At 38.2% G+C, this 15853-nt stretch carries 16 protein-coding genes and 1 pseudogene; 2 read left to right on the forward strand and 15 right to left on the reverse strand.

The features are described from left to right. Window positions 1-75: 75 nt before the first annotated feature. The 11 genes and pseudogenes from JKP73_RS05975 to JKP73_RS06025 form a co-directional block, all read right to left on the reverse strand. Complete coding sequence (locus JKP73_RS05975; protein ID WP_188942659.1) at window positions 76-900, reverse strand: PHP domain-containing protein; 825 nt, start codon at window positions 898-900, stop codon at window positions 76-78. Next, a complete protein-coding gene (phnL, locus tag JKP73_RS05980) occupies window positions 890-1612 on the reverse strand; it encodes a phosphonate C-P lyase system protein PhnL (RefSeq protein WP_200410991.1) in 723 nt (240 codons plus the stop codon). The genes JKP73_RS05975 and phnL overlap by 11 nt, the downstream gene beginning before the upstream one ends. Before the next feature lie 20 nt (window positions 1613-1632). Continuing rightward, window positions 1633-2815, reverse strand: a pseudogene (gene phnM / locus JKP73_RS05985) (phosphonate metabolism protein PhnM). Between the two features lie 14 nt (window positions 2816-2829). Next, a complete protein-coding gene (locus JKP73_RS05990) occupies window positions 2830-3669 on the reverse strand; it encodes an ATP-binding cassette domain-containing protein (RefSeq protein ID WP_188942662.1) in 840 nt (279 codons plus the stop codon). Further along, the gene (locus JKP73_RS05995) at window positions 3662-4525 is read right to left on the reverse strand and encodes an alpha-D-ribose 1-methylphosphonate 5-phosphate C-P-lyase PhnJ (RefSeq protein WP_188942910.1); all 864 of its coding nucleotides are present in this window, start codon (window positions 4523-4525) and stop codon (window positions 3662-3664) included. The genes JKP73_RS05990 and JKP73_RS05995 overlap by 8 nt, the downstream gene beginning before the upstream one ends. Continuing rightward, the gene (locus JKP73_RS06000; protein WP_200410992.1) at window positions 4525-5634 is read right to left on the reverse strand and encodes a carbon-phosphorus lyase complex subunit PhnI; all 1110 of its coding nucleotides are present in this window, start codon (window positions 5632-5634) and stop codon (window positions 4525-4527) included. Before JKP73_RS06000 ends, JKP73_RS05995 begins: the two co-directional genes overlap by 1 nt. Continuing rightward, the gene (gene phnH, locus JKP73_RS06005) at window positions 5635-6231 is read right to left on the reverse strand and encodes a phosphonate C-P lyase system protein PhnH (protein WP_021290080.1); all 597 of its coding nucleotides are present in this window, start codon (window positions 6229-6231) and stop codon (window positions 5635-5637) included. A 32-nt stretch (window positions 6232-6263) separates the two neighbouring features. Next, window positions 6264-6686 carry a phosphonate C-P lyase system protein PhnG gene (gene phnG / locus JKP73_RS06010; protein ID WP_021290081.1) on the reverse strand — a complete coding sequence of 141 codons (423 nt, stop codon included), beginning with the start codon at window positions 6684-6686 and terminating at the stop codon, window positions 6264-6266. A 397-nt stretch (window positions 6687-7083) separates the two neighbouring features. Next, window positions 7084-8379 carry an Nramp family divalent metal transporter gene (locus JKP73_RS06015; protein WP_234447062.1) on the reverse strand — a complete coding sequence of 432 codons (1296 nt, stop codon included), beginning with the start codon at window positions 8377-8379 and terminating at the stop codon, window positions 7084-7086. Between the two features lie 467 nt (window positions 8380-8846). Then, window positions 8847-9563 (reverse strand): GntR family transcriptional regulator, encoded by a 717-nt coding sequence (locus tag JKP73_RS06020; protein ID WP_021290083.1) that lies wholly within the window; start codon window positions 9561-9563, stop codon window positions 8847-8849. Window positions 9564-9624: 61 nt separating this feature from the next. Beyond that, window positions 9625-10791 carry a TraB/GumN family protein gene (locus tag JKP73_RS06025; RefSeq protein ID WP_021290084.1) on the reverse strand — a complete coding sequence of 389 codons (1167 nt, stop codon included), beginning with the start codon at window positions 10789-10791 and terminating at the stop codon, window positions 9625-9627. A gap of 199 nt (window positions 10792-10990) precedes the next feature. Here JKP73_RS06025 and JKP73_RS06030 point away from each other — a divergent pair, with 199 nt between their 5' ends. Next, window positions 10991-11419 carry an organic hydroperoxide resistance protein gene (locus JKP73_RS06030; protein WP_031335245.1) on the forward strand — a complete coding sequence of 143 codons (429 nt, stop codon included), beginning with the start codon at window positions 10991-10993 and terminating at the stop codon, window positions 11417-11419. A 177-nt stretch (window positions 11420-11596) separates the two neighbouring features. Here JKP73_RS06030 and JKP73_RS06035 read toward each other — a convergent pair whose 3' ends face one another. The 4 genes from JKP73_RS06035 to JKP73_RS06050 form a co-directional block, all read right to left on the reverse strand. Continuing rightward, window positions 11597-12034, reverse strand: a complete 438-nt coding sequence (locus JKP73_RS06035; protein ID WP_021290086.1) for a MarR family winged helix-turn-helix transcriptional regulator — start codon at window positions 12032-12034, stop codon at window positions 11597-11599. Window positions 12035-12131: 97 nt separating this feature from the next. Next, window positions 12132-13529 (reverse strand): alanine/glycine:cation symporter family protein, encoded by a 1398-nt coding sequence (locus tag JKP73_RS06040; RefSeq protein ID WP_200410994.1) that lies wholly within the window; start codon window positions 13527-13529, stop codon window positions 12132-12134. A gap of 281 nt (window positions 13530-13810) precedes the next feature. Then, window positions 13811-14116 carry a hypothetical protein gene (locus JKP73_RS06045; RefSeq protein ID WP_021290088.1) on the reverse strand — a complete coding sequence of 102 codons (306 nt, stop codon included), beginning with the start codon at window positions 14114-14116 and terminating at the stop codon, window positions 13811-13813. Between the two features lie 117 nt (window positions 14117-14233). Further along, window positions 14234-15085, reverse strand: a complete 852-nt coding sequence (locus JKP73_RS06050) for a LysR family transcriptional regulator (protein WP_200410995.1) — start codon at window positions 15083-15085, stop codon at window positions 14234-14236. Window positions 15086-15205: 120 nt separating this feature from the next. Here JKP73_RS06050 and JKP73_RS06055 point away from each other — a divergent pair, with 120 nt between their 5' ends. Then, window positions 15206-15772: a flavodoxin family protein gene (locus JKP73_RS06055; protein ID WP_021290090.1), complete on the forward strand. Its 567-nt coding sequence runs from the start codon at window positions 15206-15208 to the stop codon at window positions 15770-15772. The last annotated feature ends 81 nt before the right edge of the window (window positions 15773-15853 follow it).

Genomic DNA, 15853 nt, shown 5'->3' on the forward strand with positions numbered 1-15853 from the left:
ATTGAAACATAAATAATTTAAAAATAGATTATATTTACAATAGTTTAACTATTATTTAAGCTTGTTTACAATTACTCAACAGTCGATTTGTTTCTTCTTTCGAAGTGGAAGCATCGGACTAGTCAGCGAGCCAACTTCTACCTGAGCACCGAAATATCCATGATAATCTGTTCCACCAGTCATGACTAAGTGATATTCCTTTGCTAATTCCTCTACTTTAAGAACATCCTCCTCCGTATGATCAGGATGATTTCGCTCTATTCCACCTAAACCAACTTCCATTAGCTCTGGAATTAATTCATACGAATCAAGCTGTCCGGGATGAGCTATTACAGCCAGTCCACCGTCCGCAACAATTGCTTTTACAGCATCTGTCGCATCAACATACGTAATATCACCTGCTGCAGGACCCTTCCCTTTAAATAACCGTTGATATACCTGTTGATATTCAGCTGAATTGAAATCAGCCTCCGTTATATGTTCCATCACATGTTGTTTATAAATAATCGAGCTTGGCTTCGCTGATTCAATGATCATTTGTTCATCCAAGTAATAACCATGACGATTTAACTGGTCAATCTGCCATAACGTATGACGTTGCCGTCTCCTACGTACTGCTTGACAAAGCGCATTGATATGTTTCGCCGGCCTTTGATAATGATAGCCTAGGACATGTACCTTTCGATCTCGCTTAAAATCATAAGCAGAGATCTCAATTCCCGGAATTACTTCGATTCCAAAGGTACAGCCAAGGGTTTGTTTTTCTATCAAACCATCCGTACTATCATGATCCACAAAACTCAGATGGGTAACCCCCTGTTGTGCCGCCTTTTTTAGAACAGTACGAACAGCATCTGACCCATCAGAATAATAGCTATGCACATGGAGGTCAGCCCTCACGGATAACACCTTCTTTGGGAGATCGTATCGCTCTTGTTCTCATATCAAAGACTTTGTCACAGAGGCCATTCATAAATTCAATATCATGGAAAATCCCGATTAGTGTAGTTCCATTTGTTTTCAATTTTTCGATGATTTCCCGTACTTTTACCTTTGATTGTTGATCCAAACTAGCAGTTGGTTCATCTAATAATAGTAATCTTGGTTGTTTTACGGTTGCCATTGCAATATTAAGCCTCAGTTTTTCTCCACCCGAAAATGTATTTGGGTAGGTATCCCATAATTCCCTATCAAGCTCAAAATGATTCAATGCTTTTTCTGCTTCTATCTTAGCAATCGCTGTTGTCTCTCCCATTTCCAGCAATGCTTTTTCGATAAGTTGTCTAGATGTTGTCCGTGGCATGACGTTTAAAAATTGCGATACGTAGCCAATTTCATGTTTTCGGAGATAGAGAACCTCACGTTCTGTTGCATGTGCTAAGTCGATCAACCCATAGCGCTTCGAGTCATATACAATACTTCCTTTATCTGGCAAGTAGGTACGGTAGATACTTTTTAGTATGGTAGATTTGCCACTACCACTCTTACCCGCAATGCCGATAAATTCTCCTGCATCTAAAGAGAAATTAATCTGTTCTATGGCTTGCATGGTTTTGCCTAGATGATGAATTGTAAATCGCTTGCCAAAATTCGTAACCTCTAACATTGCCATTATCGTACCTCCTGTTCTTCTTAATTTGTGCGATAATTCGTCGTTGTCATTAATGCACCATTCACCATCGTAGCTGTTAGCATTGGATAACCATCATCCATTCGTTCAATAACAATTATATCTGCCCTCTTTCCAGCCCGAATGGAGCCAACCTCTTCATCCATTTGTACAGCTTTTGCTGGGTTGAGTGTAACCTTCATAAACATATCATGTAAGTTATTGTCATACGTATCAGTCAATGTAAAGATGGCATGAAGTAAGGCAGCGGGATAATAATCACTGCAAAGAATATCGATACAATTTTCGGATATAGCTTGAGCTGCTGATAGATTCCCAGAATGGGAGCCCCCCAGCATGACGTTAGGAGCACCTGCAATTGTCTGCAAACCTATCTCTTTCGCCTTTTTAGCTACATCTAAGGTTATCGGAAACTCACTAATTGTCGTTCCATAAGAACGTACTAAATCTAGTTTTTCTGAATAATCATCATCATGAGAAGCTACTGCAATGCCTTTTGAAATGGCGACAGCTGCGATTTCGCTAATTTGATGAATAGTTAAACATTCCGTATTCTGACGATCTAAGATAATCGTTTGCACATCTTCGTCAGATAGATTACGATACCCTTTTAGTGTTTTCCGATATACTTCTAAGTCACGGTACTGTCCTTGTCCTGGTTGTATGGTCCATAAAAGATAATAGATGTACTTTATCATTATTCATATTTTCTATGAGTCGATTCACCTCATTCACATTGTCAATCTCAAATCGAGCATGCAATCGATGACGAATTAAATGCGGTTGATTATGTGTTGCTGCTATTGCATCTACCATACGTTGGACATTGGCTGGATTACGCATCGGCTTATGATTAAAAATGTCATCGCGATAAAAGGATAGTGAATGAAACATGGTAGTAATACCATGGCTTATCAAGATTTTTTCTGCCTCTCTTAAACTAATACCAAAATCCATCATAGTCGTAGGTCGAGGAGAGGCCAGTGTTTCAATATAATCGGAATGAATATCGATAAACCCTGGAGAAATAAAGCCACCATGTGCGTCAATCTTCACTGCATCCGGATAATCCAATACTTGATCCTCTGAAATAATTTCTTTAATACGTTCCCCGTCGATGACAACGGCACATCCTTCTTCAATTGTTTCTTCTGTGATTACCTTCCCATTATGAATAACGTACAACGTAGCTATCCCTCCTACAGTAATGAATAAACCAACCGCTGCGTATAAGCATGCTGCGGGTCTTCCAAGATTTGATCTGTCAGTCCTTGTTCAATAATGGAGCCGTTCAACATGACAACCGTACGGTCTGCCAACATCCGAATAACCGCAAGATCATGAGATACAACGACCATACTAATCCCAGATTCACGTTGAATCTTTTTAATTAAGTCCAAGACATTTGCTTGAACGGACAAGTCCAGTCCAGTAGTAACCTCATCTAAAAATAGAATTGGTGGATTATTAGATAGTGCTTTTGCAATTTGAACACGCTGCTGCATCCCACCTGAAAAATTGCGTGGTTCTTCTTTGGAACGGAATAATGGAATATGCACACTTTCTAATAATTGATTACCTGTTGTTTCCATTTCGGATACATTTCGTTTTCCAGCACTAATTAGCTTTTCCGCAATATTACCCATCGAGGAAAAATTCATTTTCAGTCCATTAACAGGATTCTGGTAAACCATGCCATACTTATGATTACGAATATATCTTTTCTTCTGAGAGGATAGCTGGAACATATTTTCATCTTGTAATTCCGGGTCATTCAATGTGGCTTCTCCCGAAGAAACATCAGCGTCAAAGTATAAGCATTGCATCATGGTTGATTTCCCACTGCCACTCTCTCCAACAATACCTAAGATTTCACCGGGAAATAAATCGAAGGAAACATCTTGGCAAGCGTAGACAGTACCACAAACAGAGCAATAGTTCTTCTCCAAATTTCTATTCGTTCTTTCCTTACATTCTGGACACCCTGGCCCAAAACGTTTATCTAAATTCCGAACGCGTAATAGTGCTTCCTCACACATGGTTATGGACCACCTCCTGTCGTTCTCCGCTATTTAACCGTCCCATACAATAACTGGTATCATTACATTGATAATATGTTTCACCTGTAGCTTCATCGATTAATTCATCTAAGAAAACATCTTCTGCCCCACATAAATGACAATGTTGCCCAGCAAATGATTCCACCGTAAATGGATAATCTTCAAACGCCAAGGATGCTACATCTGTATATGGAGGGATTGCGTAGATTTTCTTCTCTCTACCAGCACCAAGAAGTATTAATGCCTCTGATTGATGCATCTTCGGATTATCAAATCTAGGAATAGGGCTCGGAGCCATCACATAACGATGATTAACAAACACTGGATGATCGGCACCTGTTGCTGTCTTACCATATTTCATAATTTGTTCAAATAACATAAGCCAAGCTCCACTGTATTCATCTTCTGCATGCAGTCTTTTTGTCACGTATTCACGAGCCTCGACTTTGCGGAGTGGTTCGGGTGTTGGAACCTGAAGAACGAGAATTTGGTCTTCCGTCAACGTAACCTCCGGAATCCGGTGCCTAGATTGAATCAACGTTGCTGCTTCGGTTTGTTCTGTTAGGTCTACACCAGTTGTTTCCTGAACTAATTTCTTAATACTAACTGCATTAACTGATTCATCAGCACCCTGGTCAATAACTTTCAATGTATCCTGGGTTCCAATTAAAGACAATGTCAGCTGTAATCCCCCCGTTCCCCAACCTCTAGCAATCGGCATTTCTCTTGAGGCAAATGGAACTTGATAACCAGGGATCGCAACTGCTTTTAATGTAGCCCGGCGAATTTCTTTTTTTGATCCTTCATCAAAAAAGGCAAAGTGTGTCGCAGTCATCACTGTTGTTTCCCCTCCTTTTTCACTTCACGGATGCTATCTAACTTGGATTGGAAGGTAACATAATGTGGAAGTTTTAAATGGGAAATGAATCCTGTTGATTCCACGGAATCGATATGTAATAGCACAAACTCCTCATCATGTGTTGGAAAATCCGCCTCTGGATGTTCTAAACATTGATCTAAAATACTCATTGCAATTGCTTTTGTTTCGTTTTGGCCGTAGCATATTCCGTAACCAATTTCAAACTCCAGCTCATTTTCATTTTGTTTATTTTTTACAGAAACAGGCACAAACGACTCGACTTCTGAAACTTTTATATTACCTATATAGTAGTCATCTGCTTCGTCCTCGTCAGCTTCATTTGGGTGACCAACGGAAATCGGCAGTGTTCCAACTCGAACTTCCCCAACCGTTGGATGTACTTGTCCATATCCACGTAATGATGCATAACCTAAAGCGGTAACTGCTCCTGTTTGGCCGCGGGTTAATGTTTGTAACCTAGCACTTCTTGTAGCTGGAAAACTCAAGTTTTCTTTCGTGATGTCTGTTGGTTTGCTATTATCCCAATCATAGGTTTCGAATAGTCCCTCATGCCTTAAATGATCGACTACCTTTGGAAAATAGATAACTTCATTACCATCACCTACATGTTGTAATGCTTGTTCGTAGTCATGAAGCCAAGATTCGTTCGTACTAGCACTCTCATTGATTAAGGTAAAATCTAGTAATCGATGGGTATAATCATTTGTGGCCCCGAGTAATTGCCCACCAGGAATATCTTTGAAACTTGCAGAAATACGACGTTCTACGAACATGGTTTCAGATTCAACCGTTTCACTATAGTATAACCTCGGCAGCGTAGATCGATGAGCTCGCATAATAAAAACCGCTTCTTCCATACTTCCATTCGCCTGTTTGATGGATAGTGCTGCTAAATACGGAGAATAAAGACTGCTTTCCGACATGACTTGATCAACAAGCGATCGCATGGTAGCCATAATGGTTTGAACTTCAATAATTTCTCCATCCTTTAGCCGTTCATATGTTAGTCGTTTTAAGGATGCTTCTATCGCGTTAGTTCCGCCTTTTACAGCAACATAGCCCATTTAAACCACCTCCAATATTTCGATCTTTGTTGTTCGCGGCACACATACAAGATTTGCCTCGTTGTCTAAGCAAATCAAATCTATTCCTAATGGATATTCCTTTACACGTTTATTTCGAGTTGTCCATAATTCCTTTGTTAAACCTATTTGTAATTCTGTTTCATCCTTAATCCCTGGTCCAGTTAATAGCAACTCTGCTTGATTCACGATCCCAGAACTTTCTAGAAACCACGTAGATGAAAATTGCGGATCTATTAAATTCCCTATCTTGCATTGCTGCAAAGCTTCCACTATATCTTGTTGCAACGCATCTTGAAGAACAATAATGTAATCTGCTTCATGAATTGGCGCTGACTTTGCCAAGGTATATGCAGTAAGCTTCGTACTTAATTGCTGGCTATTTTCAGAAATTATAGCAAAGGTCACCTCTGCATCTAATAATGTCATTGCACTAAGAAATGTTGCCTCGTAACATGGCAAATCATAATCCACTTTTTCGGCAAACGGTTCTAGATTTGAAATCGTGCCTGGATGAGACATACTATGCAATATTTTCCGATATACTTGCTGTAGGTCATGAACTTGATCCATCGCCATAAAATCTCTCCTGAACTGTATTTTTCATGCTATTAAACGTCCATCGTTTCAAAATGAACCTTGGTCTCAAATAATTCAGCTTGTTCCTTGGCTTTTTTAGCTTTAAGGTCTGCCTCAGCTTGTAAGAGCAAATCTTGCCACTCCCTTGTCTCTGGTAAGGTGGCATTATAGGCGGCATCGATAATTGCTAGATGCTTTGCCAGTTCTTCTTCCATTCCCTGTACAATACCAATACCAATATACTGATTGATTTCCACCTTTGCTTCTGTAACTAGAACTTCACCAATATAAAATAATGACTGCTTCGCCGATTCTCGCATCTTGACCATCGTTAACCCATGATGTGGGGGGACGATTTCTTTACAGGTGTATGTCTGCAAAATCGTTTCAGCCAGATGTTCGGCTAGGTCAGCATTTGATTGAACAAGGATTTCAGTCCTTCTACGCCTTTTCATTCAAGCAACCTCCTTTACACACTTATCGTAACTTGTTGCCAAGTGCTTGTGTTTTAAGAGATCGTAAAGTATTTGTAAATCAGATTTACAGGTACAACCTTAATAAACAAAAAGGATAGATAAAAAAACAAACAAGATCCCTTGTTCTTTAAAGGAGACTGAAAAACTAATTTCACACGCTTTTTTCGCTAAAGGTTCGGTATCTTCATTAAAATAGCATCGAAATAGGAACAAAATAAAAAGCTGGCATATGCCAGCATCCAGTTTGTTTTGTATTTCTGTAATTTCGTTGTTGTTCTGTTGTATTAAGCAGGAATTTATAAGGGAAAGTTTTTTTGTCATGTATAAAAATGTTGACAGGATATTATCTATGTACCGAACCGCCTATTCATATAAACTAACCAAAAATCATTTGAAACAGCTCACTGCCCCCGAGGTATACATATAGTAAAATGATGAGGCCAAAAATAGTATTCTTCACCTTACCGTTTTGATCAGTCTTATCAATGTGTTTTGAATTTAGTAGATACAACAGGACAGCAGCCAGAATTGGCATAAATGCCGCACCAAGAGCACCATATAGAAGCACAATCGCCACTGGCTGTTTAAATAACAAGAGTAGCATCGGTGGGAATGTTATCCAAAAGAGATAGAATCGAAATGACGAATCCTTTTCATTTATTGGCTTTTCTTTTCCTGAAGCCTTATGCCCTTTATTCTTTACTATACGAACAAAATCTGCAAACAAATAGGACATCCCATGCCAAGGTCCTACGATAGATGTGAAAACAGCACCCCATACTCCAATTAGAAAAATCCAGCGAGCTAGTTCTCCAAACCTCGCACCATAGGCATCAGCTAGACCTACAAGTCCCTCATTGCCGCTAATTGTTATTCCTGAACCAAACAATAATTCCGCGGCAATTATCATGACGCTTATTGCAAATATACCTGTAACTATATAAGCTACTGACACATCCAGTTTCATAATCGAAATCCAACGCCTGTCCCTCCAGCCCTTTGCATAGATCCAATATGCATAGGAGGTAAGGGTAATAGAAGCACCAACTCCTCCTAATATGCCCAATATCTTAAAAAATGAACCTCTTGGTATGGAGGGAGCTAGCCCATATGCTACGTTTCCTGCATTTACGACAATCATGATCGCGGATCCAATTATACTTATAAACATTACACCAATTAATATCTTTAAGAAATTCTCAATCACTTGATACCTGCCGAACCAAACAAGTAGGAAACCACAAATTCCCGAGCTGATTGCCCATAAGGAAAAAGAAGTACCCGGGAACATAGCAACCATTATCATTGCACACGTTCCTGTTATCGCTGAACCGTATATTAATCCCATTAAAATAAGGTATACTCCAAAGTAGCCAGTTGCCCACCAACCGGTCATATGCCATCCTTCTAAAATGGTTTTTCCAGAAGCTAAATACCAACGCCCTATTCCTTCAGTTAGGACAAATTTAATAAAAGCTCCTACAATGATGACCCATACCAACGTCAACCCAAAACTTGTCCCTGCAATGGAAGCCATAACAAAATCACCAGCTCCTACACCGGTAGCTGCAACAACAAATCCAGGCCCAACGAATTTCAATTTGTCTTTTAAGTTTTTAGGTAGCGTAGCCTTGGAAGTCCTTTGTGGATCGACAATTTTTTTAGTTTCCACCTTCATTCCTCCCTTAAAATAATTGAGATTTGTTTTGAACGCTTATCAACTAATCCAAAGATTGAAACCGCATTATGATATACATTTAGTCGATTTAACATATAAAAAGAATCCAAATGAGTTTTTTTACATTCATTTAGTTATTTATAAGATTATAATTGGTTTATTTTCGAAAGTCAACAATATTCAATAAATTATGTTTATTCTCACTATTGATCTCACAGGTAACTAAAAATCCATTGGTAGAAGCAAAATAAATATCCTCGTTCATCATCGATAGCTTTTAATAACGGGGCAATTCTTTGAATGGTATAATTTCTTCGCTCTAAACTTCCTTGTTAGGTGCTTACACTACCTTTTCAAATACAATTATAATGAAGTATTCCATTAAAATTGCAGCATTAAAAAAGCTTGTAGAGAAAATTCCTCTACAAGCATAGGTAGGAGCGCATACCTGCTGCTCCCATTTACTTCATCGTGATATCATATTTAAATTTATCACTGCGGTATAAAATTTTCGTATACTCAAGTACATCCTGTGATGGTACATCTACACATTCACTTTCTACAACGATCAGGGGAACCATGCTACTGCAAGATAATAATTTTTGTTCATCAGATGTGGGAAAGCTCGTGCTTAAATAGCTTTGATTACTTGTAAATGACGTATAACCTTGACTTCGATAATAAGCAAACATAGATAGAATCCCCTGACCCTCTGTAGCAATATCAAGAAATTTCGCTTCCCTAACAAATGACTGATGAATCGCAATCGGCTCTTCATCTATGTATCGTAACCTGCCAATATTAAACACCGTTTCTGCTTCATTCGCCTGTAAGATTCCGTAAATCTTTTGGTCATAGGCAATTGGTTCACAATACATATTTTCCGTTGTTAGATGATAGCCGGCCTGTTTCATCTTTTCTGTAAAACTTGTCTTTCCTGTTAGATGTAATTGGATCGGTCTAGATGCGTCTTTCAGGAAGCGTCCGGTGCCTTGCTTTGAATAAATATACCCTCGATCTTCCAACGTAGTTAATGCTTTTCGAGCAGTCATTCTCGGTACATCATAGTCTTGTGATAACCTGTTTTCAGAAGGAAGCTTTTCTCCAGGCTTTATGGACTTACTAATAATCTTTTCCATGATGTCGTCAATGATTTGTGCTTCTTTATCCACCCTCATACAAATCATCTCCTTTTTTACGTAAATGGAAATGTTCGAAATCATTCATGGAACGTAGGATTTATAAGTTTTCTAAAAACACACGAATTACATCTACTCCGCCAATAAAGGTTCCAAGTGAGCTTCCTAAGTTTGCAAGCACAATAATTAATAGTACTCTGGTTACTTTGTTTTTCCAAAACCCTTTGACGGAAAAGACATCTTCCGATAATGTCTCAAAATCTCGTACATGCGGCCTGCGAATATATGCTTGTACAAAGCCAGCGAACCAGCCTGCAGCTAGTAAGGGATTCAGCGAAGTAATTGGCGCAACGACAAAAGCAGTAAGAATGGTCAATGGATGGCCCATAGCAATTAATGCACCAATTGCCGATAGACTACCGTTCCAGATGATCCAACTTAATGTTTGTTCCCATCCAGCTTGAGGATTTGCCATAAACGTATAGACAATAATCGCTAAAATAAGAACGGGAATGGACCACCCAATTATTTTTGGAATATTTGATTTCGGAGGTACCTCTGCCAATGTATGTAAATCATGATCCTGTTTAATTTGTTCTTTAATCCCCGGCACATGGGCAGCTCCTAATACCGCAACGATTTTATCGCCGGATGCCTCTTTGATTTTCTGTGCTAAATATTGGTCTCGCTCGTCAATTAATGGTTTCTTCAACTTCGGAAATGAATCGGTAAATTCTTGCAAAATGGTATGAATGGTATCCTGATTTTTCATTCTTTCTAATTCTTCTTCTGATATCGTTTCTCTACTGAAGATACTAGCAATTACCTGCGCAAGCAAGATTGCCTTCCCTTTTAATCCAATGCTGCTCCAAATTCGAGCAAATGTAATTTGGATATTTCGGTCAGCCAACACTAGCTCAGCATCAACAGCTTGAGCAGATTCCATCCCTTGAATCATCTCTTGCCCTGGATTAATTCCAAATTGTTTGGCCATCTTTTTTTGAAACGACGAAATAGCTAGATTCATTAATAATAGGGAGGCTTTCTTATCTTTAATCACCTTAAAAATATCCATATCTTTCCAACTGTTTCCATCTTTCACTGATTGATAACGTTGTTCATCCAACTCGATACATACCGAATCTGGCCGTTCTTCTTCAATTACAGCTTTCACTTGTTCCGCGCTATGCTTAGAAACATGTGCTGTTCCAATCAGGATATATTCTTTATTATTTATATGCATACGTGTTATATTTTCTTCCGTCATGAATTACCTTCCTTTAGTTTCAATCATTTAGCATTCATAGGTTAATTATACTGTATATACAAAAAATTTTATAGGAAATTAACGAAGAACATTGTTGTAGTTAAATTACTCGGTCTTTTTATTGACGTATGTTTATCTATTTAGTACTATTAAATCGTGCGCAATTTAATTTTATAAAATTTAAATGAGAGAGGGTTATATAATGAAACCAATGTTTACAACCACCGTTTCTTCTGTAGGAGGTAGAAATGGGAAAATTGTTTCTAGCGATGGCAGATTAGAACATGATATTGCAATGCCAGGCACAGCAAAAGCCAAAGAGAAACCAGAAGCTACCAACCCAGAACAGCTATTTGCTGCTGGATATGCTGCTTGTTTCGGTAGCGCGTTAGAAATGACAGCAAATCAACAGAAAATTGACTTAGATAGTGAAGTCATCGCACATGTTAGCATGTACAAGGATGAAAAAGATAATGGATTTAAATTAGGTGTGAAGCTAGAGGTAATTGGGACCGGTATCACTCAAACAACATTAGACAATCTGGTAGAAAAAGCGCACCACGTATGTCCCTACTCAAAAGCAACTACAGGCAACGTGGAGGTTGAATTAATTACAAGCGTTAAGTAAACTACAACCGCTTTATATCCTACTCATAGGTAAACAGAAATCAAAAAGCCATTGAGATATAGAATAACCCGAACGATAATCTGCATAAACGAAGTTATATGCAGATTATCGTTCGGGTTTTTTAAAATTCTACTGAGACCGTACCTGGGAAGCAGATGAGGTAAAATTATGTTTTAGCTACTTTTGATGATTTAATCGGTCCAGGAGCAGCTCTAGTTGATTTCGAAGTTGTTCGATTTGTTCTATTTCCATTCCAAATTTATCTATAATTTTAATAGGAATATCAGAAGCTTCCTGTTGTAATTGTTCTCCTTTTTCCGTTAAAACCACATTTACGGTCCGCTCATCTTCAATTGAACGAATTCGGCGAACAATATCCTGTTGCTCCATACGTTTCAACATAGGTGTGAGAGTTCCTGTATCAAGATGTAAATAGAGTCCAATCTGTTTCACCGGCATTTTTTTATATTGCCATAGTAGTAACAGCACTAAATATTGTGGATACGTAATATTTAGTTTTTCTAAAAGCGGTTTATATTGTTTGGTAACTTCTCTTGAACTGGCATATAGTAGAAAACATAGTTGATTTTCTAAATGCATGTGTTCAGCGCTCATTTCACTCACCAGTCCTTTATTTCCTACAATAATCGTTTTTCCTAATTATACTGGAAAAGCAAATACATCTCAAAGGATCTTACATCTACCCATCCCGCTAGCCAATTTTTTTGCCAGATTGTTTATAAAAGTTACTGAAATAATCATTCGTCTCAGTTGCAACTACTTTATATAAGAGTAATAGCCCAATAAGGTTTGGAATCATCATCAAGGCGTTAGCCATATCAGCAAATGCCCACACCGTTGTTAACTTCGCGATGGTTCCGATAAAGGTAGCTCCTATATAAATCGTACGATAAACACTAATATAGTTTAATCCGAATAAATACTCAAAACATTTAATACCGTATACATACCAACCTAAGATAGTCGAGAATCCAAAGAAAACGACAGATATGGATACAATATATTCACCGATATTACCTAATGATGAACCAAAGGCTGCACTTGTTAAGGCACCCGCTTCAAGCCCTGCATCATGCGTAACTCCTGAAAGAAGCCCGCCTGTTGTATCCCAAAAACCCGTTACTAATAATACAAGCCCAGTCATTGTACAAACAATGATCGTTACAATGAAAGTCCCAGTCATTGCCACTAAGGCCTGTTTCACTGGATGGCTAGTTTTTGCATTTCCAGCAATCAAAGCAACTGTTCCAAGTCCAGCTTCATTCGAAAAGATTCCTTTCGATACGCCATTTCGAATCGCCTCTGTCACAACCACACCAGAAAATCCACCTACAGCTGATATGGGATGAAATGCATAGGTAAATATTAAATCAAAAGCAGGGATAATTTTATCATAATTTAAACCAATGATTAGAAGTGACGCACCAATATATAGAATTGCCATGAGCGGCACAAACACACTAGCCACTGAACTGATACGCTGCAGCCCACCGAAAATGATCAACGATGTAAATATAACAAGAATAACACCCGTAGTTATACCATTTATATTAAAACTATTTTCCATCACGTCTGAGATTGTGTTTGACTGTACACTATTTCCAATTCCTAATGCCGCGAAAGCACCAAAAAATGCAAAGGCAAGAGCAAGGGGCTTCCATTTCTTCCCTATACCTCTTTCGATATAGTACATCGGGCCACTGGAATATTCTCCGTCATCATTTTTAACACGATATTTCATAGCAAGTAAAGCTTCTGCATATTTCGTCGCCATTCCTACTAGTCCAACGATCCACATCCAGAAGATTGCTCCTGGTCCACCGAGGGTAACCGCTGTTGCTACACCAGCAATGTTTCCATTACCAACCATTCCAGCAAGTGATGTCATTAATGCCTTAAAATTGCTGACATCACCTTCCGTACCATCATCTTCTTTGTCTTTTGTAAAGGCAATTTTAAAAGCATATCCAAGATTTTTAAATTGTAAGCCCTTTAAAACAAATGTTAAAAATAATCCAGTCCCAACTAATAATATTAAACTTGGTGTTCCCCAAAGTACTTCATTAATATTTTCAAGAATGTTAAGCATACATATCCTCCTATGTGAGATCTCGAGATGTTGTAAAAAGTTAAACTTCATTGTTTATTTGATGTAATGGGGGTATTTCCTTTGTTACGATATAGTAGGAATAAAGCCATTTCTATCCTAGCATATTACCTAATCCAATGCATGCGCTTTCAATGGACAATGCAAAAAATTTTTATGCACATTTAACGATGTTAATACATTTTTGTATTTATGTACAGTACTTCGTTACTACCCCACATAAAAACAACCATGAGTCAGCCCCTCATGGTTTAAACATGTATTTATCCATGCCTTTTTGTAAACCCAAACCCACAGGTAAAAGCAGATTGTAAGCGCATATAATTATATAGGGTTCTAGCGTGTCTCCCTTTTTCTGTTCTTGGATTGATTTTTGCTCGAAGTTGATCCATAAATATCTGATCGCATTTACATGGATCACCATAGCGTTGATAACATTCATCATGTGCCTTACATACAGCATCTACATCATTGATTGGCGTTCCAGGACCACTACACCCAGGTCCGCACCACCTGTATCCCCGTGGAAAACAAAAGCCAGGTCTGCTAAACGCTCGATCTCTACGCAATGCAAACACCTCCTCTAAATAGAATCTACTATAATCTATTCCAGATGGTGTCTGCCGGTCTATGCATCTTCATTATCTATGGTACAATCTCCAGTCGTTGTACAGAAAAAAGAAGACTTATGCTAGCATATTCAGAAATACTTTTAAATTAGGGGAAAGCCACTTGTCTTTATGTCTTGCGGCATATACCCCAATTATATTTGAAGGGCTGAAGGACGGCGTTTCTACCAACTTCCCTTCCAATAGCTGATCTTTTACTACGAAATAAGGCAGCATGGAATTACCTAATCCACAAAGAACGCATTGTTTAATTGCTTCAATACTTGGTAATTCAACTTTAGATATTACCTTATTCTCCATTGCCTTCAGATGCTGGTCAATAATCGTTCTCCAGCTGCACGTATATTCCGTAACAAGCATCGTTTCTGTAGTAGAAGAATGCGCAGCATGATCTGCGGATTGTACGAGCGCTAACGTTTCCTCACTTATTTTATCAATGAATAAAGCTTCGCTATGCCAATTCTCATCTTCTACTAATACAGCAGCATCTATCTCTCCGCGTTTTAATTGACCTTCCAAATCATCATATTGAATCGTTTTTAGCGTTAACTCTACCTTGGGAAACTGTTGACGAAATTGCATAATAATCGTTGGCAGCCAATAGATCATCAAAGATTCGCTTGCACCAATTGTTAATGGACCAGATGGTTCATTACTTGCATGTATCGTTGCTTTTGATTTTGTATATAGTTGAATAATTTCTGTTGCATATGGAAGAAAGTTTTTTCCTGCCTGCGTTAAAATTACTTTCTTTCCTAAACGGTCGAACAATGGTTGTTCCAATTCTTCCTCTAAGTCTTTTATATGTGCTGTAATTGATGATTGAGCATAACCCAACATTTCCGCTGCCTTTTTAAACCCGCCTAAGTCTACAATCGTTGTAAAAGTAATGAGCTGACGTAATTCCACCTTTACTTCACCTCTTTATTATCAAAAATACTGATCGATTAATTCAAATATATCTATTTTACTGAACTTAGTAATCAGTATATGCTAGAAGTAACTTTAATACAAGGGAGAGAGATTGATATGAAAATTATGACCTTATTAGGTAGTTCTAGAAAAGACGGAAATACTGCTTACCTAAGCAATAAAGCATTGGAAGGCATCGACCATAAAGAAATTTTTCTACTTGAGAAGAAATTGAACCCCATTGTTGATCAACGGCATGATGCCGGAGGATTTGACATGGTAAACGACGATTATGAAGAACTTTTCTTTGATTTTTTGCAATATGACACTTATTTCTTTGTCACCCCTGTTTATTGGTTTGGTGTATCTGGGCAAATGAAAATCTTCTTCGATCGTTGGAGTCAATATATGAAAGATGAACGCATCGATTTTTGGGAAGCTTTTCGAGGTAAAAAAGCTTACGTTATTGTTACAGGTGAAAATCCACACCCTAAAACAGCTGCATTGCCACTAATCTTACAATTCAATGCGATATTTGAGTATTTGAATATGGAATTTGTGGATTATGTCATCGGTAAGGCAAATAAACCAGGGGATATTCAATCAGATGCTTATGCTTTAGAAAAAATGAAACTGTGGAACCAACAATTAAAGGCTGATTCATCAGAATTAACGATACGCTAACCGTTCCATCATTCATATCATCTTGTGATAAAGACACATTTTTAGTCACATTTGAATACGATATGGGTGAATATAAGGAGG

It is taken from the genome of Virgibacillus salexigens (assembly GCF_014905415.1).
Lineage (GTDB): Bacteria > Bacillota > Bacilli > Bacillales > Amphibacillaceae > Virgibacillus > Virgibacillus salexigens.